The 26,451-nt window shown below is 41.0% G+C and carries 30 protein-coding genes; 22 read left to right on the top strand and 8 right to left on the bottom strand.

Translation table 11 applies throughout. From position 1 onward, the window contains the following. Positions 1-57: 57 nt before the first annotated feature. The 4 genes from PS1M3_RS15840 (at position 58) to PS1M3_RS15825 (ending at position 4,367) form a co-directional block, all read left to right on the top strand. Entirely contained in the window at positions 58-1,299 is a 1,242-nt protein-coding gene (locus PS1M3_RS15840) for an HlyD family efflux transporter periplasmic adaptor subunit (protein WP_203985400.1), read from the top strand. Positions 1,300-1,503: 204 nt separating this feature from the next. Beyond that, positions 1,504-1,764, top strand: coding sequence for a class IIb bacteriocin, lactobin A/cerein 7B family (locus PS1M3_RS15835; protein WP_203985398.1), 261 nt, complete (start codon positions 1,504-1,506; stop codon positions 1,762-1,764). 48 nt (positions 1,765-1,812) lie between these two features. Continuing rightward, positions 1,813-2,076 (top strand): hypothetical protein, encoded by a 264-nt coding sequence (locus PS1M3_RS15830; RefSeq protein ID WP_203985396.1) that lies wholly within the window; start codon positions 1,813-1,815, stop codon positions 2,074-2,076. 152 nt (positions 2,077-2,228) lie between these two features. Then, the gene (locus tag PS1M3_RS15825) at positions 2,229-4,367 is read left to right on the top strand and encodes a peptidase domain-containing ABC transporter (RefSeq protein WP_203985393.1); all 2,139 of its coding nucleotides are present in this window, start codon (positions 2,229-2,231) and stop codon (positions 4,365-4,367) included. A 48-nt stretch (positions 4,368-4,415) separates the two neighbouring features. Here the strand turns inward: PS1M3_RS15825 and PS1M3_RS15820 are convergent, their stop codons facing one another. Continuing rightward, positions 4,416-5,726 (bottom strand): short-chain fatty acid transporter, encoded by a 1,311-nt coding sequence (locus PS1M3_RS15820; RefSeq protein ID WP_138740526.1) that lies wholly within the window; start codon positions 5,724-5,726, stop codon positions 4,416-4,418. Positions 5,727-5,904: 178 nt separating this feature from the next. On the opposite strand from PS1M3_RS15820, the gene PS1M3_RS15815 reads away from it, so the two are divergent. Together PS1M3_RS15815 and PS1M3_RS15810 are read left to right on the top strand one after the other, a co-directional pair. Continuing rightward, positions 5,905-6,972, top strand: a complete 1,068-nt coding sequence (locus PS1M3_RS15815; RefSeq protein WP_010557641.1) for a potassium channel family protein — start codon at positions 5,905-5,907, stop codon at positions 6,970-6,972. Next, a complete protein-coding gene (locus PS1M3_RS15810) occupies positions 6,972-7,175 on the top strand; it encodes a PLDc N-terminal domain-containing protein (RefSeq protein WP_006791365.1) in 204 nt (67 codons plus the stop codon). Before PS1M3_RS15815 ends, PS1M3_RS15810 begins: the two co-directional genes overlap by 1 nt. 16 nt (positions 7,176-7,191) lie before the next feature. Here the strand turns inward: PS1M3_RS15810 and PS1M3_RS15805 are convergent, their stop codons facing one another. Continuing rightward, positions 7,192-7,653 (bottom strand): EVE domain-containing protein, encoded by a 462-nt coding sequence (locus PS1M3_RS15805; protein ID WP_008129557.1) that lies wholly within the window; start codon positions 7,651-7,653, stop codon positions 7,192-7,194. Between the two features lie 77 nt (positions 7,654-7,730). Between PS1M3_RS15805 and tesB the strand changes: the two genes are divergently transcribed. Further along, a complete protein-coding gene (gene tesB, locus PS1M3_RS15800) occupies positions 7,731-8,588 on the top strand; it encodes an acyl-CoA thioesterase II (RefSeq protein ID WP_006791363.1) in 858 nt (285 codons plus the stop codon). A gap of 19 nt (positions 8,589-8,607) precedes the next feature. Here tesB and plsB read toward each other — a convergent pair whose 3' ends face one another. Then, positions 8,608-11,046, bottom strand: a complete 2,439-nt coding sequence (plsB, locus tag PS1M3_RS15795; protein ID WP_138740527.1) for a glycerol-3-phosphate 1-O-acyltransferase PlsB — start codon at positions 11,044-11,046, stop codon at positions 8,608-8,610. A 419-nt stretch (positions 11,047-11,465) separates the two neighbouring features. Here plsB and rpsJ point away from each other — a divergent pair, with 419 nt between their 5' ends. The 11 genes from rpsJ to rpsQ are packed head-to-tail and all read left to right on the top strand — an operon-like array spanning position 11,466 to position 16,429. Then, positions 11,466-11,777, top strand: coding sequence for a 30S ribosomal protein S10 (gene rpsJ / locus PS1M3_RS15790; RefSeq protein ID WP_002957900.1), 312 nt, complete (start codon positions 11,466-11,468; stop codon positions 11,775-11,777). A gap of 27 nt (positions 11,778-11,804) precedes the next feature. Continuing rightward, entirely contained in the window at positions 11,805-12,440 is a 636-nt protein-coding gene (gene rplC, locus PS1M3_RS15785; RefSeq protein WP_006791361.1) for a 50S ribosomal protein L3, read from the top strand. 17 nt (positions 12,441-12,457) lie between these two features. Beyond that, positions 12,458-13,063 (top strand): 50S ribosomal protein L4, encoded by a 606-nt coding sequence (rplD, locus tag PS1M3_RS15780; protein WP_006791360.1) that lies wholly within the window; start codon positions 12,458-12,460, stop codon positions 13,061-13,063. Then, a complete protein-coding gene (gene rplW, locus PS1M3_RS15775) occupies positions 13,060-13,362 on the top strand; it encodes a 50S ribosomal protein L23 (protein ID WP_006791359.1) in 303 nt (100 codons plus the stop codon). The genes rplD and rplW overlap by 4 nt, the downstream gene beginning before the upstream one ends. Before the next feature lie 15 nt (positions 13,363-13,377). Further along, entirely contained in the window at positions 13,378-14,202 is an 825-nt protein-coding gene (gene rplB / locus PS1M3_RS15770) for a 50S ribosomal protein L2 (protein WP_006791358.1), read from the top strand. 15 nt (positions 14,203-14,217) lie between these two features. Then, the gene (rpsS, locus tag PS1M3_RS15765) at positions 14,218-14,496 is read left to right on the top strand and encodes a 30S ribosomal protein S19 (RefSeq protein WP_004588689.1); all 279 of its coding nucleotides are present in this window, start codon (positions 14,218-14,220) and stop codon (positions 14,494-14,496) included. 13 nt (positions 14,497-14,509) lie between these two features. Continuing rightward, positions 14,510-14,842: a 50S ribosomal protein L22 gene (rplV, locus tag PS1M3_RS15760; protein WP_006791357.1), complete on the top strand. Its 333-nt coding sequence runs from the start codon at positions 14,510-14,512 to the stop codon at positions 14,840-14,842. Positions 14,843-14,853: 11 nt separating this feature from the next. Continuing rightward, a complete protein-coding gene (gene rpsC, locus PS1M3_RS15755; protein WP_006791356.1) occupies positions 14,854-15,555 on the top strand; it encodes a 30S ribosomal protein S3 in 702 nt (233 codons plus the stop codon). A 12-nt stretch (positions 15,556-15,567) separates the two neighbouring features. Then, positions 15,568-15,981, top strand: coding sequence for a 50S ribosomal protein L16 (gene rplP / locus PS1M3_RS15750; RefSeq protein WP_002957890.1), 414 nt, complete (start codon positions 15,568-15,570; stop codon positions 15,979-15,981). Further along, positions 15,981-16,172, top strand: coding sequence for a 50S ribosomal protein L29 (gene rpmC / locus PS1M3_RS15745; RefSeq protein ID WP_004588692.1), 192 nt, complete (start codon positions 15,981-15,983; stop codon positions 16,170-16,172). Before rplP ends, rpmC begins: the two co-directional genes overlap by 1 nt. After that, the gene (rpsQ, locus tag PS1M3_RS15740; RefSeq protein WP_006791355.1) at positions 16,172-16,429 is read left to right on the top strand and encodes a 30S ribosomal protein S17; all 258 of its coding nucleotides are present in this window, start codon (positions 16,172-16,174) and stop codon (positions 16,427-16,429) included. Before rpmC ends, rpsQ begins: the two co-directional genes overlap by 1 nt. Before the next feature lie 118 nt (positions 16,430-16,547). On the opposite strand, the gene PS1M3_RS15735 is transcribed toward rpsQ, so the two are convergent. The 3 genes from PS1M3_RS15735 to PS1M3_RS15725 form a co-directional block, all read right to left on the bottom strand. Beyond that, positions 16,548-18,041: an IS66 family transposase gene (locus tag PS1M3_RS15735; RefSeq protein WP_203987272.1), complete on the bottom strand. Its 1,494-nt coding sequence runs from the start codon at positions 18,039-18,041 to the stop codon at positions 16,548-16,550. 77 nt (positions 18,042-18,118) lie between these two features. Further along, entirely contained in the window at positions 18,119-18,469 is a 351-nt protein-coding gene (gene tnpB / locus PS1M3_RS15730; RefSeq protein ID WP_036956871.1) for an IS66 family insertion sequence element accessory protein TnpB, read from the bottom strand. Continuing rightward, entirely contained in the window at positions 18,466-18,768 is a 303-nt protein-coding gene (locus PS1M3_RS15725) for an IS66 family insertion sequence element accessory protein TnpB (protein ID WP_138741057.1), read from the bottom strand. Before PS1M3_RS15725 ends, tnpB begins: the two co-directional genes overlap by 4 nt. Before the next feature lie 163 nt (positions 18,769-18,931). Between PS1M3_RS15725 and PS1M3_RS15720 the strand changes: the two genes are divergently transcribed. Beyond that, positions 18,932-19,690 (top strand): hypothetical protein, encoded by a 759-nt coding sequence (locus tag PS1M3_RS15720; RefSeq protein ID WP_239104466.1) that lies wholly within the window; start codon positions 18,932-18,934, stop codon positions 19,688-19,690. Between the two features lie 5 nt (positions 19,691-19,695). On the opposite strand, the gene PS1M3_RS15715 is transcribed toward PS1M3_RS15720, so the two are convergent. Next, positions 19,696-20,241 carry a helix-turn-helix domain-containing protein gene (locus tag PS1M3_RS15715; RefSeq protein ID WP_138740528.1) on the bottom strand — a complete coding sequence of 182 codons (546 nt, stop codon included), beginning with the start codon at positions 20,239-20,241 and terminating at the stop codon, positions 19,696-19,698. 185 nt (positions 20,242-20,426) lie between these two features. On the opposite strand from PS1M3_RS15715, the gene PS1M3_RS15710 reads away from it, so the two are divergent. Beyond that, positions 20,427-20,891 (top strand): hypothetical protein, encoded by a 465-nt coding sequence (locus tag PS1M3_RS15710; RefSeq protein ID WP_006791352.1) that lies wholly within the window; start codon positions 20,427-20,429, stop codon positions 20,889-20,891. Between the two features lie 27 nt (positions 20,892-20,918). Here the strand turns inward: PS1M3_RS15710 and PS1M3_RS15705 are convergent, their stop codons facing one another. Continuing rightward, the gene (locus PS1M3_RS15705) at positions 20,919-22,535 is read right to left on the bottom strand and encodes an endonuclease (protein ID WP_138740529.1); all 1,617 of its coding nucleotides are present in this window, start codon (positions 22,533-22,535) and stop codon (positions 20,919-20,921) included. A gap of 303 nt (positions 22,536-22,838) precedes the next feature. Here PS1M3_RS15705 and PS1M3_RS15700 point away from each other — a divergent pair, with 303 nt between their 5' ends. Both PS1M3_RS15700 and cysI read left to right on the top strand, forming a co-directional pair. Then, entirely contained in the window at positions 22,839-24,653 is a 1,815-nt protein-coding gene (locus PS1M3_RS15700; protein ID WP_138740530.1) for an assimilatory sulfite reductase (NADPH) flavoprotein subunit, read from the top strand. Positions 24,654-24,713: 60 nt separating this feature from the next. Further along, positions 24,714-26,411: an assimilatory sulfite reductase (NADPH) hemoprotein subunit gene (cysI, locus tag PS1M3_RS15695; RefSeq protein WP_024031990.1), complete on the top strand. Its 1,698-nt coding sequence runs from the start codon at positions 24,714-24,716 to the stop codon at positions 26,409-26,411. Positions 26,412-26,451 lie beyond the last annotated feature (40 nt).

Raw genomic sequence — 26,451 nt, 5'->3', positions numbered from 1 at the left:
GTTTGTTGTTTTTTTGTAACTGGAGATGTAGTGTTCTGATATCAGGGTTGTTCAGGGATGTTATTTAGAAAGGAAGCTATCGCTCAGCAAAGTGAGCGTTTAACGGGGGCGATTACCCTCGCCCAACCTTTATCAATAAAATTAACTGTGCTTATTTTGGCTTGTGTGGCTATTGCAGTTATTAGCTTCTTGTTTACTGCTGAATACTCTCGTAAAGAAACCGTGCGCGGGTTTTTAATGCCCAACAAAGGGGTGATCCAGAGCTTTGCTAATCAAGGCGGCATGATTGAGCAGTTATTTGTACAAGAGGGTGATGCTGTTATAAAAGGTCAGCCACTGGCGACTATTATTGTACAACAAAATAACAGCCAAGGGGTTGCATTAAGTACCCAGCTTGTTGAGCAGCTAAGTATGCAAATACAGCTGCTTAATGACGAAATCACACAAAATCATACCTTACAAAAGCAAGAGTCACTAAACTTGCAAGCGCAAAAACGTGCACTGACTAATGAACAAGCTGCATTACAAAGCCAGCTAAAACTTACCGATGAAAAACTAGCACTACTTAACCGCCAGCAGAGCAACCTTAATCAACTTAATAAAAATGGCTTTTTATCAAACATAGAGCGCGAGCAACAACAGCAAGCCCTGCTAGATGCCAAACAAGAAAAACAAAACCTAGCGCGTTTGCTGATGCAGCAAGAAAACCAGTTAAGCCAACTAAGCTTTAATATTGCCAACGTACCACAACAATATACGCTGCGTATAAATAGCCTTAAACGCCAACAAGCGGATATTCAAAATCAACTCACACAAATTAAAAGTAACTATCAATACACCATAACAGCCAGTAACAGCGGTGTTGTTACTGGCATTCAAGTGGTTGAGGGTGAAACACTCACTCAAGCCAAACCGCTACTGCATATTATTCCCGAAGGTTCAGAGCTAGTGGCGGAATTGCTGCTACCAACACGCTCGGCAGGGTTTATTGCGCTTGGTAATGACACTCGCTTACGTTTTGATGCTTTTCCTTATCAACGCTTTGGTTTTATTAATAGCAAAATTAGCCGGATTGATAAGGCGCTTATTACCCCAAATGAAATACGCTTGCCAATCGCTTTGCAAGAGCCAGTATACCGCTTGCGAGCAACACTCAGCCAACAACGAATGCAGGCTTATGGCAAAGCGTTTGAGCTAAAAAGCGGTATGCTGTTTGAGGCAGATATTATGTTAGAACAGCGCACATTAATTGAATGGTTGCTTGAGCCACTGTACAGCCTAAAAGGGCGAGTAAGTTAATTGTAGTGTTTTGCGAAATAAAGAAAAATTTGAAAGTTTTGGTGGTTTGCTAAATGCAAACAACCGAAAAAGACGGCCAGCTTTAGTTAACTTTAGCGAGCAGCTAAAGCCAGCCTATTAACCGCCCACCTAATTATAAAGGCTGGACATATTAACAACCCGATAGCTTAACTAAAAAGCATCGGATTTATGGAGTATAACAAAATGCGTGAATTAAACGTAAAAGAAATTCAAGAAGTGAATGGTGGTTTTGGACCTGCAGGTGCTGGTTTGGGAGCTGTAATTGGTGCTGCTGGTTATTTAGGAAGTGCAGCGACTTCGGGCAATTTTAGTTGGGGTGGTTTCGGTGCTGCTACCGCTGCTGGAGGGTTATCTGGTGCGGTTGGTGGGCCGATTGGTTCAGCTGCAGCAAGGTTCCTTCTACCAAGAATCTCTTTCATGGGTGGCGCTGCTTCAAACCTATAATAAATAATTAGCATAGCTATTCTTATAGCTATGCTAAAAAGGACAGCTATGAAAGTATATAATGTAAGTCTTTTTGCTCTTATCGTATTCTTACCAATAGGAGTAGTTACAGATCACATAGAATTTTTTATTGCCCTGATTATGTCGTTATTACCAGTAAATATAAAATATGGAAATCGTAGCATAACCGATTTACAAAATGATAAAACGGCTTTTTCTGGAGTTAAAATCCTTATTTGGCCGCCTATTATCTTATTTTTCTTGATACTCACACATAACAAATGGGCTGGATATATTGATTTTTATTTGTAAATTATAACTTCAAACAGAACTGTAATTAAATAACGATTAATAAAAGTATAAGCTTTTGAGGATTATTATAACTCATAGGAATTTGAATTTTTATAGTTGTTACTTCAAACCTTACAGCACATGTATAAGTTTCATCAAGGAATACTTGCTTCATGGATAGCTTGAACTTTTCTGTATTAAAATCAGTACCTCTTATCCTCCAATCCGAAATAGCTGAGTGCGGCCTAGCCTCTATTGCTATGGTGGCAAGTTATCACGGTCATAGGCTGGATATGCCGGCTATGCGTAAGCGCTTTTTGGCTAATTTAAAGGGCATGAATTTACAGCAGCTGATTGAGCTGGGTGATGGCTTGGGGCTCGCCAGCCGCGCGTTACAATGTCCGCTTGAGGAGGTGCATAAACTACAAACGCCGTGTATTTTACACTGGGATATGAATCACTTTGTGGTGCTGACCAAAGTATCAGGTAAAGGAGCAGCAGCTAAATTTGCTATAAACGACCCTGCGGTGGGTAAACGCAGTTTAAACGAGCAGGAGTTTAGTAAGCACTTTACCGGCATTTGTTTAGAGCTAACGCCAACCAGTCAGTTTGAAGCCAAACAAGAGCAAGCGCGAATGAAGTTTACTCAGCTTTGGAACACCATGAAGGGCTTAAAGGCAGGGTTGCTAAAACTGATTGCGTTGTCTCTGGTATTGCAATTATTTGCTTTGATGGCTCCTTATTATATGCAGTGGGTGGTGGATGAAGTCTTAATCAGTTTTGATGAATCGTTATTAACGGTGCTTGCTATGGGTTTCGCGCTGATTGCGATTATATCAGTGGTGACTAATGCAGTACGAAGTTGGCTGATTTTACGGCTTTCAAGTTTGCTCAATATGCAAATGGGCGTGAATTTGCTCAGGCACTTATTGCGCTTGCCAATGAACTATTTTGAGTCACGGCATGTGGGCGATATTGTATCGCGCTTTGGCTCCTTGGCGCAAATACGGGAGCGCATAACTACAGGGTTTGTAGAGACTCTGGTCGATGGCGTCATGGCTATTACCGTCCTCATTATGATGCTAATTTACTCGCTAAAACTGACAGCTGTGGTTGTTGGTGCAATAGTGCTGTATACCTTAGTGCGCTTAGCACTGTATCGGCCGCCACACCAAGCCACCGAAGAAATGATTCAAAACTCTGCCAAAGAGCAATCGAACTTTTTAGAAAATATTCGCGGTATGCAAACTATAAAGCTGTTTGGCAATGAATCGCAGCGCCAAGGCATTTGGCAAAACCGTTATGCTGAGGTAATAAACAGTGAAATCCGTTTAGGGCGGTTAAACATTAGCTTTGATTCATTTAATAAGCTGTTATTTGGCCTTGAGAATGTATTGGTGATTTACTTTGCTGCACTAATGGTAATGAGTAATAGCTTGTCAGTGGGTATGGTACTGGCGTTTATTGCCTATAAAAACCAGTTAACCAGCCGCTTTGCTAATTTAATAGAACAAATAATCCAATTTAAAATGATGCGCCTGCACCTTGACCGTATTGCCGATATTGCTCTTACCAAGCAAGAGGCTAATCGTGACGGTGAAATGGCCTATACCGGTGATGACGAAGGTAAAGTGAAAGGTCAGCTTACCCTTGAGAATATTTGCTTTAGTTATAGTGAAGAGCAAGCGCCTATTCTAAATAACGTTAACTTAATCTTGAATGCGGGCGATTCTATTGCGATTACAGGGCCATCTGGTGCAGGTAAAACCACCTTGATGAAAATTATGCTCGGGTTATTACAACCTACCTCAGGTAAAGTGCTGCTTGATGGTAAAGATATTACCCAGCTTGGCCTTAAAAATTACCGCAAACAAATAGCTGCCGTGATGCAAGATGACACGCTATTGGCTGGTTCAATTGCCGATAACATCAGCTTTTTTGACCCACAGCCCAATTACCTAAAAATAGAGCAGTGCGCCCATCATGCGGCAATTCATGATGATGTCACCAAAATGACGATGGGTTACAACTCACTAGTGGGTGATATGGGTTCAAATTTATCCGGTGGGCAAGTACAGCGATTGTTACTGGCGCGAGCGTTATACCAGTCGCCCTGCGTGTTGTTTATGGACGAAGCAACTAGCCATTTAGATAAAGATAACGAGGCGAAAATAAGTGAGCAAATTCAGCACTTACCAATCACACGGATTATGATTGCTCATCGTCAAGAAACTATTAATATGGCTGGCAAAGTCTATCACTTAAATGAAGGTGAATTAGTGGATTTAGACCAGCAAAGTGAGAGTGCTTAAAGCGATGAAGGTGTGCGTATATTGCACGCCTTTTTATTATGTTTACAGTTAGTAAAAGCTCAATACCAGCGATATAAACACCCCAGTAATAATTAGTTGTACCACGCAAAAGCCCATAATATCTCTTGCCTTTAGGCCCGCTATAGCCAATACGGGCAGTGCCCAAAAAGGTTGAATTAAATTGGTCCACGCATCGCCCCATGCCACAGCCATAGCAACACGGGATATATCGGCGCCCAGCTCTTGCGCTGCGGGTATTACAATAGGTGCCTGTACAGCCCATTGTCCGCCACCGGAGGGCACAAACATATTAACGAGTCCTGCACTAATAAAACTATAAAATGGCAAGCTATCGGCATCCGCAATGGCAATAAAGCCTTGTGATATTTGTTGTGCTAATCCTGTATCGACCATGACCGCCATAATACCGGCATAAAAAGGGAACTGAATTACAATTCCCGCACCACTCGGAATTGCTTGTTGTAAGCTATTAAGCACATTGTGAGGAGTTTGATGTAGCGTAATAGCTAAAAATAAAAACAGGGCAATTACACTATTGAGGTTTAAGCCGCCACCAGAGATAAAAAAGTAATAGCTTAAGTAGGCAAGCCCCATTAAGCCAATGCCCATACCTAGCAGTTTGCTTTGTTCTAAATGTTGCGAAGGACGCGTTATTTTACTTGTTGCAGGTGTGCGGGTGTTTAATAGGGTTGGATCGATATAAACGCTGTCGTTGTCATTGGGTAACATGTAGCGATTTACTAATGGGACGATAATAAATAAACCAATCAAAATGGCAATATTAAAACCTGCAAATAAGGTTTGATCTGTACTCACAATACCCATACTTGCCTGTGAAAAGTGTCCTGGTGTTGCAATAGTTAGCGGAATTGAACCTGCAAGGCCGCCATGCCATACAACAAAGCCAGTATAGGCACTAGCTACTAATAATCGATAATCTACACGGGTATGTTTTGCAATAGCTTTGGCAAACAATGCACCAATAACAAGGCCAAATCCCCAGTTTAGCCAGCTAGCTAAAAGTGAGATAAAAGTAACTAATATAATTGCTTTAGGCGCGGTGTTGGCTAAGGTTGCTAGTTTTTCTAATACTTTGCTAATGAGAGGTGTACTTGCCAGCATGTAGCCTGTAATAAGTACAAGCAGCATTTGCATAGCAAAGCTCAATAGGTTCCAAAACCCATTGCCCCACGCGTGCAGTACATTAATACTGCTGGAAGGGGTAAATATACTGGCAGCGGCAAATGTAATAAGTGTAAGCAAAATTACAAATATAAATGGGTCGGGTAGGTAACGCTCAACCAGTTTTGTAAATGGGGTGGCTATTCTATTAAGCATAAAAATACAGTTTAGTGTTTGTTTGTAGATTAATTAATCACGAAATGTGGTTATGTGCAAATCACAATTAGTATTACAGGGGACAGTTTTATACTGTCTATACCTTAAACGTTGATTAAAACTAAGGCATACAGTAACGTACTGTTTATAGATAATTTAATAACAAAGATTTTGTATTATGCCGGTGATATTTAAAAGGTTAGCGTTACTTGTTCGCGCTCATATTGATCAATTGAGCTGGCAAGCAGTGACCTTTGCAATTTTAACTCATATGCTCGTAACCTGGTTGCTACTGTATGCTGCTAATGAACAGGCGTTAACCTCTATAACCACTTTTTTTTACTATTACACAGTGACAACGTCAACAGTAGGATATGGTGATTTTAGCCCGACAACAGAGCTTGGTCGATGGGTGGTTGCTTTAATACAAATTCCGTTTGGTTTAGCTTTATTTGGTGTTTTGCTTGGAAAAGCAGGGCAAACTGTTACTTATTTAATTAGGCACGCTATGACTGGTGATAAAGATTTTGCTCACAGTAATAACCACATCATTATTTTTGGTTGGCACGATACCAGAACTAAAAAAATGATTGATTACATTTTGGCGGATACAAAGCGCACTGAACGTCGTATTTTACTCGCGGTAACAGAGCAGATGGATCATCCGTTTTTAGCAAATGAGCAGGTTGATTTTGCGCGTCTTTCTAGCTTTACTGATTTAGCAGAGTTAGAGCGTGTAGCAATAAGTCACGCCGATAAAGTAATTATTGATGGGCAAGACGACGACCAAACATTTACTACTGCGCTGCGTATTAGCCGCTTAGTAAAAGATGAGTGTCATATTAGTGCTCACTTTTTAGATGAAACCAAGGTCGATATGCTACTGGAGCATTGTCAAAATATAGAATGTAGCAGTGCTAAGTCGGCTGAAATATTAGTTCGTTCAATGCAAGACCCCGGCTCTAGTCGAGTACAAGAAGAACTGCTTTCTACATTACATGGTGATACACAATTTAGCTTAAAAGTACCCAGTGGCTGTAAGGAAATGGAATTTGGCACCTTGTTTCATCATTTTAAAAGGCAGCACGACGCTATTTTGTTGGGTGTTGCACATAACTTGAGTGCTCAAAATATGGACTTAAATCCACCTTTGGATTATAAAGTGAGTGAAGGTGATATTCTCCACTATATTTCTGTTGAGCGTGTATTGAGCGGCGAAGTTGATTGGTCAAGCTTGGAAAAATAATGAATGAAGTTATATTTTTAATTGTTATTTTAAGTGCGTACATTTTACCTGTAGTCATTGTACTAAACAGTAAACGTACGCAAGGCCACGAAAAAAACGGTTGGCTCATCGGTATCATCTTTTTTTCGTGGTTAGGGCTCATTATGTATTTTGCCATTGTGCCCAAGCACGGGCACAAAAAGAAAAAAGCAGTAAAAAAATAAGTACGGCGTTACAACTTTACTCTTTAGCCATATTCATAATTTCATTCCAATCATGCTCTGTTACGGGCATAACCGATAATCTTCCTGCTTTTTTTAGTGCCAACTCTGTAATACTGTCGTTTGCTTTTATAGATTTTAAGCTAACCATTTTATTCAAATGTTGGTGGTAGGTTACGTCAACGACTACCCAACGCGGTGAATCGCTGGTGGCTTTAGGGTCATAATAATCGCTATTTAGGTCAAATTGAGTAGGATCTGGATAGGCTGCGCTTGTTATCTTTGCTATACCCGCTACACCTACGTTTTTGCAGCTTGAGTGATAAATCATCACTAAATCGCCTTCTTTAACATCATCACGCAAAAAGTTTCGGGCTTGGTAATTTCGTACACCTTCCCATAATGTTGTTTGATTAGGTGCGTGTTTTAGGTCGTCAATTGAAAAAGCATCGGGTTCGGTTTTAAACAGCCAGTAAGCCATAGTTGTATTCCTAACAAAGATTTACATAGTTGTAGTCTATAGTATCATTAAGTTATTAGGGAATTGAGGAACATATAATGAGCCAAGTTTTAGATGATTTATTATCGTTATTAACACTTGAAGAAATAGAGCAAGGGTTATATCGAGGGCAAAGCCAAGATTTGGGTTTTAGAGCTGTTTTTGGTGGTCAGGTTATGGGGCAAGCGCTATCAGCAGCGAAGGAAACCCTTCCGGCTGGACGTATTGTTCACTCTTTACATTCTTACTTTTTACGCCCAGGGGATGCTGCTAAACCTATCGTTTACGATGTTGAAACTATTCGCGATGGCAAAAGCTTTAGTACCCGTCGTGTAAGTGCAATTCAATACGGCAAGCCTATTTTTTATATGACTGCATCTTTTCAGGCGGTTGAAGACGGACTTTCGCATCAGGCAACGATGCCAGATGTACCGCAACCGGAAGAGCTACGTTCGTCGCTTGAGTTTTATCAAGAAAATGCTGAGCATATACCCGAGGTGATTCGTAATAAATTTATTCGCGAAATGCCTATCGAAATGCGCCCTGTGACATTTCATAACCCCTTTAAACCAGAAGCGATTGAGCCAGTTAAACATATTTGGTTTAGAGCAAATGGTGATATGCCCGATGATCAGCGTATTCATAATTACCTATTGGCTTATGCGTCTGACTTTGAGTTTTTACCAACGGCATTACAGCCGCATGGCGTGTCGTTTATGCAGCCAAATATGCAGGTTGCAACAATTGACCATGCAATGTGGTTTCATCGCTCGTTTAGATTAGACGACTGGATTTTATACACCATAGACAGCCCGAGTGCGAGCTCAGGCAGAGGGCTGGTAAGAGGGCAATTTTTTGATCGCCAAGGCAACTTGGTTGCCTCAACAATTCAAGAAGGGGTTATGCGTCAGCGCTAACCCTATCTATGTATAGCGGCTAGTTACACTGGTCTTGAACAATGTCGCTAATCGATTGCCATATACGGGCAGGTAGCAATGTTTTAAGTTGTGAATAGGTTTCGCACAATTGCGTACTGCCCACCAAGCCATTGTCGCCTTCTGTAACAAGCCCTTCACCACGTAAGTTATCGATAAAACCAACCAGTACTTTTTTATCAAAAAACTCCGGTGTTTTAATGCCGTGTAACGTGCCTAAGCGATCTGCTAATACTTGGCTTTCTCGCTCAAGCTCAGCCTTTTCAATGCCATTACTCGTTTGTATAAAACCAATCACAATGGCGTAGCGTTGCAGAGTGAAGCTCAATGCTCGCCCTAGCATTTCTAATTTTGCTAAGCAGTCGTTGGTATTAGTAATGTGTATATTGTCGCCATCAAATTCAATTAAGTTTTGATCAGCAAAATTGGCCAAGATACGCGTAATGTAGTTTTCATCAAGGGGCTGTAAATACCATTCTTTGGCAAATAGCGGATAAAACGAATGTACTAATTGTTCACATTGCTTAATTGTTGTTGTGTGCTGCTTAAATAAGTGCAATGCCAACAAGCTAGGCACCGCAAATAGATGCAAAATATTGTTACGGTAATAATTAAAGAGTGTTTTTTCTTTATCGCTAATGGCAATAATTTCGCCAAACTCATCACTTATCACATCAAATTTGTTAAGTTTTAAGGCATGTGTAAGAAGTTGCTCAGGCGTTTCGTCAGGCGCAGTTACTTTATCGCTATAACTTGCATCACGCTGCAGGCGTAAGTAAAAATCGAGCTGAGCTAATAGCTTTGGTTTACTTAAAGCGTGCTTGTCGTTTACTAGCAATACCATTGCTAATAAGTTAACAGCATTTAATGCAGCTGCATTATTAATTTTAACCATAACTTGGTCTGCTAAGGCTGCAACTTGTGGGCCTAACCACTGAGGTTTTTGTACGTTAGTTGGGTGAACCGCGTCGCGCCAGTCGGGTTGGTTATCATTTAAATATTGGTTAACCGAAATAGGATCGCCAAAATTTAGGTAACCACGTCCGTAGTTTTTAAGGTTTTTTATCGCTTTAAAAATACCAAATACCGACTCGCCTTTCTTATCTTTTCCAGCAAGCTCTTTAAGGTACGTATTTATTTCCATGACATGTTCGTAGCCAATATACACAGGGACTATTGATACTGGTCGATCGATACCGCGTAGCATGGCTTGAAAGGTCATTGCAAGCATACCTGTTTTGGGCGGTAACAAACGCCCAGTACGGCTACGCCCGCCTTCTGTGTAAAACTTAACTGAGTAACCTTTAATAAATAACTGACTCAAATATTCTTTAAAAATAGCTGAGTACAGTTTATTGCCTGCAAACGAGCGGCGAATAAAAAACGCACCCGAGCGGCGAAATATGCCACCGGCAGGAAAAAAGTTAAGGTTAACACCTGCGGCTATATGCGGTGGCACCAAACCTAAATGGTAAATAGAGTAAGTAAGAAGCAAGTAGTCCATATGGCTACGATGACAAGGCATGTAAATAATTTCATGGCCTTTATTAGTTAGTTCATGCAATTGCTCTGTGTGTTTTATGTGTATGCCGTTGTATAGCTTATTCCAAAGCCATGTTAAAAAGCGATCAGCAACGCGTATCATTGCTTCAGAATAGTTTGCGGCTATTTCATCAAGTAGCTTAAGCGCATTTTGACGAGCTTCGGTTTGGCTAATATTTTTAGCTTTTGCTTCATCTTGAATGGCTTTTTTTATTGTTGGTGAAGCAAGAAGAGAGTTAAACAATTGCTCGCGCGATGGCATTTTTGGGCCTGTGGCTGCCAGTTTTTGACGCTTAAAGTGAACCCGGGCAACACGTAGTAATTTTTGTGGTAGCTCATTTACATCAGCTTTTTCATTTACAATAAGTGATAAGTCGAGTGGTTGGCTAAAGCGAATAAAGTTGTCGCGACCAGAAAACAACACAACAAAAAACTTTCTAAACCAGCTTGGTGTAACCGAATGCGTTATTAAAGTACGTAATCCTGGTTTTTCTTTACCTGGATCGCGTCCCCATAAAATAGTTGCAGGTATCACTTGTACATTTTTTTGGCCACTATTTATAAGGTGATCAATTATTTGTTTGCCTTGTGCCAGTGCATTGGTTGGTTTTGCTGTATCGCCAAATAAAGGTGGTGGATTTTTAATACCAATAAATCGCTCTAAATGTTCATCACCTAATATTTGCTCTTCAGTAGGACTAGGTAAGCCGTGTTTTTTACAAGCATGAGCCAGCGCCGCAAGATCAAAACGAGAGTTTAAGCGCACTATATAAAATGTAGGGTAATCAGGATTTAAATCGTACTGTTTAATAGGGTTTTCTGGAAGGACTTTGCTTTTAACAAATAAGCGACTGAATCCAGCAGATAAAACGTTTAAACAATAATTAAAAATACGCATCGACTCACCATATTGAGGGTGTTAAAAAGCAAAATTAGCGTGATAGGATACCATATTATCTAAAAAATCGCTTCTTTACGAAATGAGATTAGTTAATGCAGCTATTGACCCGCATTGAAAAATTTAGTTCCAGTATAGTCACACAATATAAGCTGGCACTTATTTAGACGAATTAATCATTGATACTTTGTTTTGAATTAGTTGTTGCATTTATCACCAATACCTCTATAATACGCAGGCTTTCAAAATTCCCCCGGGAACTTGGAAGGATAAATTAAGCTTGGATTTCAAGCTAATAAACAGGAGTTCCGATTTGGAACTCAACGTAGATATAATCAAACAGCCGACATCTTAATAATTAAGATTGTTTCGGTCGTTTTTTTATGCTCTTTTAAATGCTCTTTATATTGAGGTTAAGAATGTCAAATCAACGCATTCGTATTCGCCTAAAAGCTTTTGACCACCGTTTGATTGACCAATCAACGGCAGAAATCGTGGAAACTGCGAAACGCACTGGCGCACAAGTACGTGGTCCAATCCCACTACCTACACGCTTTGAACGTTTTACTGTACTTACTTCACCGCACGTAAACAAAGATGCGCGTGATCAGTACGAAATCCGCACCCATAAACGTCTGATAGACATCGTAGAACCAACTGACAAGACTGTTGACGCGCTTATGCGTTTAGATCTTGCTGCTGGTGTTGATGTTCAAATCAGCCTGGGTTAATCGGAAGATTAGAGAGGTTTTAGGAAAATGGCATTAGGTCTAGTCGGTCGTAAAGTGGGTATGACACGAATCTTCACTGAAGATGGTGTATCTATCCCTGTGACAGTTATTGAAGCGACACCTAACCGCATTGCTCAGATCAAATCTGACGCAACAGACGGTTATAACGCGCTTCAAGTAACCGCAGGCACTAAAAAAGCAAGTCGTGTAAACAAAGCTTCAGCGGGTCACTTCGCTAAAGCTGGCGTTGAAGCGGGTCGCGGTCTGTGGGAATTCCGCCTTAACGGTGGTGAAGGCGATTTTGAAGTAGGCGCAGAGCTTACTGTTGAGTTATTCAACGAAATCAACAAGGTTGACGTAACCGGTACTTCTAAAGGTAAAGGTTTCCAAGGTGGTGTTAAGCGCTGGAATTTCAGCATGCAAGACGCTACACATGGTAACTCTCTATCTCACCGTGCTCCTGGTTCAATCGGTCAAAACCAATCACCTGGTAAGGTGTTTAAAGGTAAGAAAATGGCCGGTCATATGGGTGCTGAGCGTGTAACGACTCAAAACTTAGAACTAGTTCGCGTTGACGCTGAGCGTAACTTGCTTTTAGTGAAAGGTGCAGTACCTGGATCTATCGGCGGTGACGTTATCGTTAAACCAGCTGTTAAAGCATAAGTCCTGGAGATTTAGTGATGGAATTAGCAATCAAAGACGCTTCTGGCGCTCTTGAAGTTTCTGAAGCTACTTTTGGACGTGAGTTTAACGAAGCATTAGTACACCAAGTAGTTGTTGCTTACGCAGCAGGTGCTCGTCAAGGTACTCGTGCTCAGAAGACACGTTCTGAAGTAAGCGGTGGTGGTAAAAAACCATGGGCTCAAAAAGGTACTGGCCGTGCACGTGCTGGTACAATCCGTAGTCCAATTTGGCGTTCAGGTGGCGTTAGCTTCGCAGCTAAACCACAAGACCACAGCCAAAAAGTAAACCGTAAAATGTACCGTGGTGCGATCAAAAGCATCCTATCTGAACTAGTTCGTCAAGAGCGTTTAATCGTTGTTGAAAGTTTTGGTCTTGAAGCACCAAAAACTAAAGATCTAGTAGCTAAGCTAAAAGAGCTTGAGCTTAAAGATGTACTTATCGTGACTGAAGAAGTAGATGAAAATCTTTTCTTATCAGCACGTAACCTTTATAAGGTTGACACGCGTGATGTAGCTGGTATCGATCCTGTAAGCTTAATTGCTTTCGACAAGGTACTTATTACAGCCGCTGCTGTTAAGCAACTTGAGGAGGCGCTAGCATGATCCGTGAAGAACGTCTTTTAAAAGTGATCCTTGCTCCACACATCTCTGAAAAAAGCACAATTGCTGCTGAAGAAAACAACACAATTGTTTTCAAAGTAGTAAATGACGCAACTAAAGCTGAAATTAAAGCAGCAGTTGAGAAGCTTTTTGAAGTAGAAGTAACGGGTGTTCGCACACTTAACGTTAAGGGTAAAACAAAACGTACTGGCATGCGTTTCGGTCGTCGTAGCGACTGGAAGAAAGCTTACGTTACTCTTAAAGAAGGCAGCGAGCTAGACTTTGTCGGCGGCGCCGAGTAATAAGGGGATAGAATTATGGCACTTCAAAAGTGTAAGCCTACTTCTGCGGGTCGTCGTCACCTAGTTAAAGTGGTTAACTCTGATTTACATAAGGGTAAGCCATACGCACCACTTTTAGAGAAAAACTCTAAATCAGGTGGTCGTAATAACAATGGTCGTATTACGGTTCGTCATATCGGTGGTGGTCATAAACATCATTACCGTTTAATCGATTTTAAACGTACTAAAGATGGTATTCCAGCTACTGTTGAACGTTTAGAATACGATCCAAATCGTAGCGCAAACATCGCTCTTGTATTATATGCAGACGGTGAGCGTCGTTACATTATCGCACCTAAAGGCTTAAAAGCTGGTGATGCAATCCAGTCTGGTGTTGATGCACCAATCAAAGCTGGTAATGCACTACCAATGCGTAATATGCCTGTAGGTTCGACTGTTCACAACGTAGAATTAAAACCAGGTAAAGGTGCACAAATCGCACGTTCTGCTGGTGCTTACGTTCAAATTCTTGCACGTGATGGTCAGTATGTAACATTACGTCTTCGTTCAGGCGAAGTACGTAAAGTTGAAGCTGATTGTCGTGCTACACTTGGTGAAGTTGGCAATGCTGAGCATATGCTTCGTTCACTTGGTAAAGCAGGTGCAAACCGCTGGCGTGGTATTCGTCCGACAGTTCGTGGTGTTGCCATGAACCCGGTTGATCACCCACACGGTGGTGGTGAAGGTCGTACTTCTGGTGGTCGTCATCCTGTGTCTCCATGGGGTAAGCCGACTAAGGGTGCGAAGACGCGTAAGAACAAGCGTACGGATAAATTTATAGTACGTCGTCGTACTAAGTAATATTGAGGAATAGCCATGCCACGCTCTCTCAAGAAGGGTCCTTTTATAGACCTACACTTGCTGAAGAAGGTAGAGAAAGCTTTGGAAAGCGGTGAGAAAAAGCCAATTAAAACTTGGAGCCGTCGTTCAATGATCATACCTAACATGATCGGATTGACCATTGCTGTCCATAATGGTCGCCAGCACGTACCAGTTTTCGTTTCTGACGAAATGATCGGTCACAAACTAGGTGAATTTGCACCAACTCGCACTTACCGTGGCCATGCTGCGGATAAGAAAGCGAAGAAACGTTAAGAGGGGAAGATAAATGCAAGCATTAGCTAAACATAAATTCGCCTCTGGTTCGGCGCAAAAAGCACGTCTAGTTGCAGATCAGATCCGCGGGTTACCTGTCGATCGCGCACTAGAAATCCTGGCGTACAGCCCGAAAAAAGCGGCTGTATTAGTTAAGAAAGTACTTGAGTCTGCTATTGCTAACGCAGAGCATAACGAAGGTGCTGACATTGATGAGCTTCGTGTAACTACGATCTTTGTGGACGATGGTCCTACAATGAAACGTATTATGCCTCGTGCTAAAGGACGCGCAGACCGCATCCTTAAGCGTACAAGCCATATCACTGTTATGGTTTCAGATAGCTAGGAGTATAAGTAATGGGACAAAAAGTTCATCCTACTGGTATTCGCCTAGGTATATCTAAACCTTGGGTTTCTACCTGGTACGCGAGTTCTAAAGATTTCTCTGATCAGCTTTTTGGCGATCACAAAGTTCGTGCATTCCTTACAAAGGAATTAAAAACAGCTTCTGTGTCTAAAATCGTTATTGAGCGTCCAGCAAAATCAATCCGCGTAACAATCCACACGGCTCGTCCGGGTGTTGTTATCGGTAAAAAAGGCGAAGACGTAGAAAAATTACGTCAAGCAGTAACTAAAATCGCTGGTGTACCTGCTCAGATTAATATCTCTGAAGTACGTAAGCCAGAACTTGATGCACAACTAGTAGCAGACGGCATTGCCTCTCAACTAGAGCGTCGTGTTATGTTCCGTCGCGCTATGAAGCGTTCGGTACAAAATGCAATGCGCATCGGTTCAAAAGGGATTAAAGTTGAAGTTAGCGGTCGTCTTGGCGGCGCAGAAATCGCACGTTCAGAATGGTATCGTGAAGGTCGTGTACCTCTACATACTCTTCGTGCTGATATCGACTACGCAACTTCTGAAGCCTTAACCACTTATGGTATCATTGGTGTTAAAGTTTGGATCTTCAAAGGCGAAGTTATTGGTGGTTTACCACTAGTACAAGAGCAAGAGAAGCCAGCTAAACGCGCACCAAAGAAAGCCAAGAAAAGTGCTAAGTAGAGGTAGCGAGTAATGTTACAGCCAAAACGTACAAAATTCCGTAAAATGCACAAAGGCCGCAACCGCGGTTTAGCGCAAAACGGTAACAAAGTAAGCTTCGGTACTTTCGGATTGAAAGCTACTGGCCGTGGCCGCATGACTGCTCGTCAAATCGAAGCAGCTCGTCGTGCTATGACGCGTCACGTGAAACGTCAAGGTAAAATCTGGATCCGTGTCTTCCCTGACAAACCGATTACAGAAAAACCTCTTGAAGTTCGTATGGGTAAAGGTAAAGGTTCTGTTGAATATTGGGTTGCTGAAATTCAGCCTGGTAAAGTACTTTACGAAATGGAAGGTGTTTCTGAAGAGCTTGCTCGTGAAGCATTCGACCTTGCAGCTCGTAAACTGCCATTCAAAACAACTTTCGTAACTCGGACGGTAATGTGATGAAAGCAAGCGAACTAAAAGACAAAAGCGTAGAAGAGCTTAATGCTGAACTTCTAGGACTTCTTCGTGAGCAGTTTAACCTGCGCATGCAAGCAAGCACTGGTCAGTTAGCTCAGACACACACGCTAAGAACAGTACGTCGCGATATCGCGCGTGTAAAAACAATTATTAACCAGAAGGCAGGTCAATAATGAGCGATAAAATTCGTACTCTTCAAGGCCGTGTAGTTAGCGACAAGATGGAAAAATCTTTCACTATCGCAATCGCACGTTACGTGAAGCACCCAATCTATGGGAAATTCATTAAACGTACAACTAAGCTACACGTACATGACGAAAACAACACAGCAAAAGCGGGTGACGTAGTTACTATCCGTGAATGTGCACCAATTTCTAAGAATAAATCTTGGACTTTAGTAGACGTTGTTTCTAGTCCAAAACAAGCTTAATTTTTAATTAAGTTAGTTTTGTAAAAAAGCCCCGGCATTAGCTGGGGCTTTTTGTATTTAGTACCGCAGTAAAGTAACTTATTGATAATTTTTAGAGTAAGCGTCCGGCAATCTACACCTAGCTTTTGATATTCCAAGGCAGTAAATCATCGATTTGGCAACCCGGTTTGCAGATTTGGGTTAAATAATAGCTAATATAATCGTAAGGTATTAGTCCGTTGGCCTTTGCCGTTTCCACTATGCTGTAGAGCATTGCACTGGCGTTGGCCCCATTAGCTGTTTGGCTAAACAGCCAATTTTTGCGGCCAATGACAAAGGGTTTAATCGCCCGCTCAGCGCGATTATTGTCGATAGACAAATGACCATCTTCAACATATTGAACCAACTTATCCCATTGATTCAGGCTGTAGTTGAGCGCTTCCCCTAATTTGGATTTAGGTAAGGTATTGAGCAAAGATTTTTCCAACCAAGCTTTATATTGGTTAAGTAATGGCTCCGACTCTTTTTTCCGGATGGCTTGTTTTTCAGGCGCTGTTTTATCTTTGATTCTGGTTTCAATTCGATACAGTTTTTGAATATGATTCAACGCCCAATTTGCTTTGCCCGTTTTTCCTTTGGGTTGCGCTTTTTCAGCTTCATCAAACTTACGCCGTGCATGTGCCCAGCAGCCAGCAAGCTTAGCTTTAGTTTGGTCATACCCTTGGTAACCATCCACTTGAAGGTAACCTGTATAATTAAGTAAAAAATTCGCAGGATAACAACCTGAACGACCCGGCTGATATTCATACAGTACGATATTTTTAAATGGGTTATTTGCTACAGGCGTGTCAGTACCTGTGCAATATAACCACATATAGGATTTTGTTTTGTCATCACTCACCACATTGACTGTGGTCTCGTCCGCTTGAATGACATGTTGCTCTAATAAGATTTGATGCAATTTGTCATACAGTGGTTTAAATAAACTGGCACATTTGATTATCCAGTCACTCATGGTTTGTCGACTGATTTCAATGCCGTGTTGTTTAAACATGGTTTCTTGCCGATAAAGCGGCAGAGCGTATTGATATTTACTGGTGATGATTTGGCTGAGTAAGCTTGGTGTTGCAATGCCTTTAGGAATTGGACTCGCTGGCATCGGGGCTTGTTTGATTTGAACTTGTGTTTCGTTTTGCTCACAGGCTCGGCAGCTGTATTTAGGTCTAACATGTTCAATCACTTTGATTTGAGCTGGAATAAATTCAAGTTTTTCAGATTTATCTTCACCCATTTTATGCATTTCACCACCGCAGCAGTCACAGCTTTTATTTTCGATGTCGTGCACAATCACTTCGCGTGGTAAATCAGCCGGTAACGCAGTGCGTTTAGCTTTTTTACGGGTGTAAGTAACGGTTTCGTTTTCAGCTTCAACTTCACGTTCTAACTCAGCGATGTCTTCCGCTTCGTTAAATAAATCACCTTGTGCAGGGTGGCCTTCGGTTGATTTACCGAATTGTTTTTGTTGGGCTAATTTGAATTGTTCTTCTAAATACGCGATTCTGGAATCTTTATCCGTTACTTGTTTTTCAAGTTCGGCAATGCGTTTGAGAAGTTGCTGCTCTAGTTCAGTCATAGGGGGTATTTTACCCTGTAACTCGCTGATTATCTGCATGTTATTCAGATTAAAAGCTGATCAGGTATGAGCTAAAGTTATAAGCTCAAGTTTGATAAAATCAGCGGTTTATGACCAACAATATCAAAGCCATCGAGCAGCCAGTGCAGTTGTTGCTCAGATAAAACAAGCTGGTTTTCATGCTCGGCATTCGGCCATTTAAACTTATTGTTTTCTAATCGCTTATGCCACAAAGCAAACCCCGTTTTATCCCAGTAAAGGATTTTGAGTTTATCTTTGCTTTTGTTGCAGAAGATAAATAAAGCACCGGACATCACATTTAAATTCATTTCAGCGACAACAATATTAGCTAAACCATTAATCGATTTTCGAAAGTCCACCACTGGGCGGTGCAGGTAAATGTCACTTGGCTCAACAAACATTTTCATTTAACTAAACCTCTAATCAAATCAGACAAATACTGTGCAGAGGTTGAACCTGGCAATTTTAATTCTCCAACCTGCAAAGTCAGTGTGATATGGGCAGGCTCAACGATTTCTTGCAAACGGGTTTGTTCAGTTTGAATGGTCACTTTGCTGAAACTAGATTGGGCGGTTAATTGTTTGCGGTACTTATAAAAAGTGGACGTTGCTAAGTTATTTTGCTGGCAAAAATCTTGTATGTTTAAACCAGAGCCTGGTTGTCGGTGAATTAAATCTAGCCATTGTTGTGTTCGATTGGTTTGCATAACTCACTCCTGTTATTAAAAAGAAATGAGCTTAGCGAATATAAAATAAATGTTTAGGTGTGGTTTAGCCGACGGTTACTTTTTAGACCGACAATACGCCTTTTTAAATGAACTAAACCTGCCCAGTTATACTCATAAAGTAAGCTGTTCACAGGGAGTTGATGTGTTGAAAGGTAACTATAAAGCGTGGGGTATATCAATTGGTTTACATATTGTTGTTATTTATTTGGTTTCGAGGCAAACGGTTGAGATAGCACAACCATACGCAGGCAAAGTGATAAAAGCGTATGTAATGGTGGACCTTACAACATTACCCAGTAATACAAAAAGTAAACAGCCGAATGCTTCACTCCCTGAAAATGATACCGAGCTTGATGCAAGTGAGTTAACACCTAAGCCGCTTAAAGGGCGTGACTTTGAGAACGCTCAGCAATTAAAATTAAACTTACCAGAGAATGCCACTGAGACAAGTAAAAGCATTGCCATAAGTACTGATAGAAAAAAGCATAATGTAAATAAAGCCGCGATTGAGCCTATAAAAAATAAGGTTAATTCAAAAGCTCAGCAGCCATTTAAAAAAATTGATCCGTACGCATCAATAACTCCGTTTTCAATTTCCAGTAATGCTATTGTATCCTTTGATTTCCCGCAGATAGCAACTTTGCCAAAGAGCAAAAATCACCAGCACATAACGGTTCCAATTGAGCATTCTAGTGATTTAAAATCAGCGGTTTTGTGGCAAAGCGCAGATGGTAGTCAGCGGGTGGAAATGTACAAAGGTATGTGCTACAAGATTGATTTTAATGGTGTTATGGGTAAAGTAGGCTTACCAACGGGATCGCCAAGGCCATGCAAAGATAACGATCGTATTTTATATAATAAAATAATGGATAAGTGGAACGCTAAAAAGCCCATTAAGTAGTGTGTTTAAACTTTATTTAGAGGCTTAATTAATAAATGCTTTTTAGAAAAAGCGGCAACGACAACAGATAGCAAAATACAAAGTGTGGAGCCTACAATTAAAAAGCGGTTTTCAATCCGGCTAACTTGTCTCTCACCTAAAATTTGGTAAATAACATCACCTTCAATAAATCGCTCGCCTTGGTAGTGCTGACTGACGTTGAACGCTACAAAGTCGCCTAATTTGGCCTGATAAGTAAAGTAAGTCTCTGGGTAGAAAATTTCATAGGTTGCGCATAACCACATTACGAGACCATTAATAAGCATAATTAAACTTACAAACAGCCTTTTTTTAATCTGTGTGCTTTGTAATGTTTTTGATGGTAAATACTTATCTAAACACGTTTTGCCATAGCAAAGTTCGAGCTTTTCAATTACCTCAGCGGACGGAATAAATTGTCCATTTTCAAGCTTAGATAAGTAAGATTGTTGAATACCAATCTCGCGTGCAGCAAATGCTTGCGTCCATTTTTTATTTGCTCTTAATTGCTTTAGTTCAATTCCTAGCGACAAGTTTCTTCCTTACCTTGTTTAATGCTCATCTATTTATTATCGCTAAAAATGGTGTGTTTAAATAGCCCAATAAGCAATATTCATTACTGTGAATTAAAAGAATATTATGAATATTAATAAGTTAAGTTTTAATAGGTGATAAATTGGTTATGCTAGGCAGACTAAATAATAAAGGAGTATAACGAATGAAAATGTACTTTTATAAAGCGGTAATGGGGATTACTTTTGGGTTTTTATCCTCAGCGTGTATTGCAGAGCCAGTATTTGCGATTAAAGCCACTATATACAAGCTAGAGAGTAAAATAACAATAGATAGCAAAATAGATGAAACATTAAAAAATTTACAACCGATTCACCAACCTCAGTTATTAGCTAACTTAAATAAAAGCGCATTAATAGAAATAGGCGATGGTGAACAGCTAACAGCACTTGAGGTAAAAACAAATGAACAAGGAAGTTTTTATAATGCGAGCATGAAGCTCAAAGAAAAAGTAGATAGCGATTGGCAGTCTATTACGTCTTTCATGCCTAATATTCCCAATGGGCAAACTGTATATTTTAGCCGCACATTTACAGACAGCGTATGGGTGATTAAATTAACGGGAAAGCGCTATGAGTCTATTGCACTTGGTCAGGCGAGTTTTAAATAGCCTCAGCCTTGGCTGAGGCTATATTTTCTACCAAATCATTTCTACAAATTCAGGGTAGTCGATAAACGGATTACGGTTACCTTGAAATTCAAATGCTGCTTGGTTTCGATCTATTTCCATTTGGCTAACAGGGTCTGCGTTATGCCAGTTGATTAACATAGCAACAACCCAGCTTTCAAATACCTGCGAACTGGTGCCGTTAAGAACCGCATTACTTGCAGTGGTATTATTTTGCCACGTCCCAATCACATTTTCATAGCGTGTAGCCATGTAAAAATAGGCACGGGCAAAGTCACCTTTAAACTCATCAATGGGTTCAAACACTGTGCCCGTGTAATTAATGGCACTACTTGCAGAGCCTAACTTACTGCCATTAGTTGATGTAAACGTGGCGCTTGCCACTTCACCAAACGGAAAGTTGCTGCGTTTAGAGTTTACATAGCCATCGGTTGCATAAATATGATGAACATCTGAGTTCATAGGCTCATTAGTACCGCCAAACCAACTTTTAGGGAACGAATGCTCGCGGTTGTAACAACCACCTTCGCCACTGTAATTGCCACATTGATCGCTAACGGCTGTGTATGTGTAGCTATCGTTGCCATTTGGCTTTTCACTGTACATATCTAAAATACTATTATCGTTTTCAAAGTATGTATCGCGAGCCGATGAATCATAAAAGTTCCATATTGCAGAGTACCCCTGCGAACTATGATTATTAATGATGTTATAAAGCTCAGTTTTTAATGCGTAACCGGTTAGGCCTTGTGTTGTAACATAATAACCTGTTGGTGTTGTGGGGGTACCACCAGAGCCACCGCCAAGCGAAAATGAAGTACTTTCAGCTTTGCTGAAGCCTGCGCCACTTGCCAGGGTTGAACCACCACTAGTGAGTGCATAATTACCACTACCAAAACTACAACAGATACCATCACCGTAGCTGTCGTTAATAGTAAAGGTATAGGCGCCATCAGCTAAACACAGTGCTTCGTTATATTGTGTATTAGACGCATAGCCACTACCGCTTGCAACTGTATTACCTTGGTTATTATTAATAGCCCAGCTTGTTTCGCTACCATAATTATCTGTCGTCAAACTAAAAGAGAGGCTATTGCCCGAGCAACTCCCAGAGCTACTGTCGTTACTTGTAGGTAAAAAGTTATCTACATAGACAAGTTCATTGCCATCAAAGCCACTGACATCATAAAAGCGTAGGCCAACATTAATGGTTTTATTGCTACTTGCTGTATAGCTATGGCTAATTGTTTGCCATTGATTAGTTTGCGTATTATTGGAGTAGCCTTGGTAACCATCTACGAATAAACGGGCTTTAACTTTTCCTTCTGTGTGGTAAACATCAGTTGAAAACGCATAGGTTTTTCCTGCTTCTACCGTTATTTGTTGTAATAAATCGGTGTTAGCCTGAGAGCCTGTGGTTACATTAACTGCTGCTGCACTATTACCTGTTTTAACAATGTTTGTTGAGCGCGATAGGCTAATACCGCTATCTATTGTGCTCCACGCGTCAGGTGTATTGCCTGACCATTGCTCAAAACTGCCATTTTCTACATTTGCCATTACCGGAAGTGTGCCAAGTAATAAGGCTGTTCCGAATAGTTTATTTTTATATGTCCCGTGTGACATGATTGTTCCTATTTTTATAATGAGTGAATAATATACATTACTTTGTTTAGGTTACAAAATTGTTAATTTAAAATTTAATAAAAAGCAATAATCGCTCTTTAATCTGTTTTTTTAGGTGTTTTTTAAAATTAATAACTAAATGGAATATCAAAGCAGATTCTATTCTTTTTTGATAAGTCGATAGCCCGTTATCCTGCACAGTAAGAAAACCTCAGCAAACTTATATCGGCTGAGGAAAAACTCATTTTTAACAATACACGGTGTGTGTTGTGTTTAATTTTCAGGGTTATGGGGAATCGATTCATGTTGTTAGGTCAACTAAATGCTGCGGCAAGCCCGCTATCGCAAGAGCAAGTTCAAAAGCTGCAAGGTTTAGTGGCTGAGCTTAATCCAATACAACAAGCGTGGGTAAGTGGTTACTTAGCAGCTAATGCAAATGCTTCAGCACTTGGTATGCCTACGGCTGGCACATCAGTAACGGGCGATGCAGCAGAATTAACTATTTTATATGGCTCACAAACGGGTAATGCAAAAGGTGTTGCAACCCAAATGAAAGAGCAAGCTGAATCGCGTGGTTTATCAGCCAAATTAGTGAGTATGTCTGATTACAAACCAACGGCCCTGAAAAAAGAAAAGTTTTTAACCGTTGTTGTATCGACTTACGGTGAAGGTGAACCGCCTGAAGATGGCGAAACGTTGCACGCATTTTTAGCCACTAAAAAGGCCCCTAAACTCGACGGTGTTAAAATAGCTGTCATTGGTCTAGGCGATTCTAGTTATGAGTTTTTCTGTCAAACAGCAAAAGATTTTGAAGAGCGTTTAAATAAGTTAGGCGCTGAGTCAGTTTACCAACGCGCTGATTTAGATGTTGACTACGAAGAAGAAGCTGCAACATGGATTCAAGGCGCACTGGATGCATTTGAACCAGATTTAAAAGCGCAACAGGGTAACGCAGGTGCACAAGCCGCGGTTATGCCTTTTGGTGCACCAACGCCTGCAGCTAGCCAGTACACAAAGCAAAATCCATTTGAAGCCGAATTATTAGCCGTTCAAAAAATTACCGGGCGTGATTCAACAAAAGATGTACGCCATGTAGAAATTTCGCTCGAAGGCTCTGATATCACTTACACACCGGGTGATTCACTGGGTGTATATTTTTTAAATGATGAGGCGTTAGTTGATGAAGTGCTAGAACTTACCCAAATTGATGGTTCTAGTCGCGTTAAAGTTGCGAATGAAGAATTGAGCGTGCGCGATGCGCTTATCGAAAAATTAGAGCTAACGCAGTCATATCCGGGTTTTGTTGAAAAATACGCAACAGCAACAGGCACGCCTGAGCTCTTAAAGCTTGTAGAAGATAAAGCTGCAATGCGTGCTTACATTGAGCCACGCCAAATATTTGATGTTATTCGTCAAAATCCAGCAAAACTAGATGCACAAACATTAGTTGATTGCTTACGTAAGCTTCAGGCTCGTTTATATTCTATAGCGTCTAGCCAAAGCGAAGTTGAAGACGAAGTGCATTTAACTGTTGGACTTGTTGAGTTTGATACTTTTGACAGCGAGCACTTAGGTGGTTGTTCTGGTTATTTAGCGCGTCGTGCTGAAGAGGGCTGCAAAGTAAAAGTATTTAGCGAACATAATGACAACTTCCGTTTACCGGCTAACGATGAAACACCTATTATCATGGTGGGTCCGGGTACTGGTATTGCGCCATTCCGTGCATTTTTACAAGAGCGTGACTCGCGAGAAGCACAAGGTAAAAACTGGTTGTTTTTTGGTAATCCTCATTTTACACAAGATTTTTTATACCAAGTTGAAATTCAGGGGTATTTAAAATCGGGCTTATTGAGCAAAGTCGATGTGGCATTTAGCCGTGACCAAGCCGAAAAAATCTATGTACAAGATAAGCTTCGCAAAAACTCAAAAGACATTTTTGAGTGGTTAGAAGCTGGCGCTCACTTTTATGTATGTGGAGACGCAAACCGCATGGCAAAAGATGTACATCAAGCATTGGTTGATATCATTAAAGAAAATACGGGTAAAAATGATGAAGACGCAGAGCAATATTTAAAAGACCTGCGTAGCGCAAACCGCTATCAGAAAGACGTGTATTAATCACGTTTCTTATTTTATTAACAGCTAACAGCCGTCACTGTAACAAATTTAGGATTTAAAATGAGCGAACAAGATAAAAACGTAAAGCTTTCTGATAACGAGCGTTTGAAAAGAGAAAGTAACTTTTTACGAGGCACTATAGAGCAAGACTTAAAAGATGAAATTACCGGTGGTTTTACAGCCGATAACTTCCAACTTATACGTTTTCACGGTATGTATCAGCAAGATGATCGCGATATACGTCCTGAGCGCGCAAAGCAAAAGCTAGAGCCGCTGCACAACGTAATGCTACGTGCACGTATGCCTGGCGGTATTATCAAGCCTGAGCAATGGCTAGCAATTGATAAATTTGCCGATGAAAAAACAAGCTACGGCAGTATTCGTTTAACAACACGTCAAACGTTTCAATTTCATGGTGTATTAAAGCCAAATATTAAAGGCATGCACCAAATGCTTAATAGCGTTGGCATTGACTCTATTGCCACCGCAGGCGATGTAAACCGTAACGTACTATGTACGACTAACCCTGTTGAGTCAGAGTTACATCAAGAAGCGTATGAGTGGGCTGCAAAAATTTCTGAGCATTTACTTCCAAAAACGAAAGCATACGCTGAAATTTGGTTAAATGGCGAAAAGGCAGAAACCACAGAAGAGCCAATTTTAGGTTCTAACTACTTACCGCGTAAGTTTAAAACCACGGTTACTATTCCGCCTAACAACGAAGTTGATGTGCATGCGAATGACTTAAACTTTGTTGCTATTGCTGAAGATGGCAAGCTTGTTGGCTTTAACGTACTTGTAGGTGGTGGCCTAGCTATGACCCACGGTGATACGGCTACGTATCCGCGTAAAGCTGACGACTTTGGTTTTATTGCTCTAGAAGACACCTTAAAAATTGCTGAGCACGTTGTATCAGTGCAGCGCGATTGGGGTAACCGTTCTAACCGTAAAAATGCAAAAACTAAATACACACTAGACCGTGTTGGGTCTGACGTATTTAAAGCGGAAGTAGAAAAACGTGCCGGTGTAAGCTTTGCACCAAGCCGCCCTTATGAGTTTACTCACCGTGGCGATCGTATCGGTTGGGTAGAAGGCATTGATGGCAAGCACCACCTTACGCTATTTATACAAAGTGGCCGTATTTTAGACTACCCAGGTAAGCCATTAAAAACAGGCTGTCGTAAAATTGCAGAAGTGCACCAAGGCGATATGCGCATGACGGCTAACCAAAACTTAATTATTGCTGGTGTGCCTGCCGATCAAAAAGCAGTCATTGAAGAAATTGCCCGTAACCACGGCCTAATTGATGACAAAGACACTGAGCAACGTAAAAACTCAATGGCGTGTGTAGCATTGCCAACGTGTCCGCTTGCTATGGCCGAAGCTGAGCGTTACTTACCAAGCTTAATTGAAAAAACCGAAGCACTACTTGCTAAGCATGGCATACCTGATGACAGCATTATTATGCGTGTTGTAGGTTGTCCTAACGGTTGTGGCCGCGCAATGCTTGCAGAAGCTGGTTTAGTAGGTAAAGGCCCTGGTAAATACAACGTTTACTTAGGCGGTAATTTAGAAGGTACACGCATTCCTAAACTGTACCTAGAAAACGTAGGTGAAGATGTTTACCTAGACGCGTTTGATAAGCTAATTGGCCAGTGGGCAAGTGAGCGAAACGACGGTGAATGTTTTGGTGACTTTGTAATTCGCAAAGGCATTGTTGCTGAAGTAAAAGTATCAGTAACCGATTTTCACGCATAATTAGATACCAGCGCTTGGCGCTGGTGAGGCTTGGAATTTT

The organism is Pseudoalteromonas sp. PS1M3 (assembly GCF_016865405.1).
Lineage (GTDB): Bacteria > Pseudomonadota > Gammaproteobacteria > Enterobacterales > Alteromonadaceae > Pseudoalteromonas > Pseudoalteromonas marina.
Note: the sequence above shows the minus strand (reverse complement) of the source record. Positions and strands in the feature narration are given on the sequence as shown.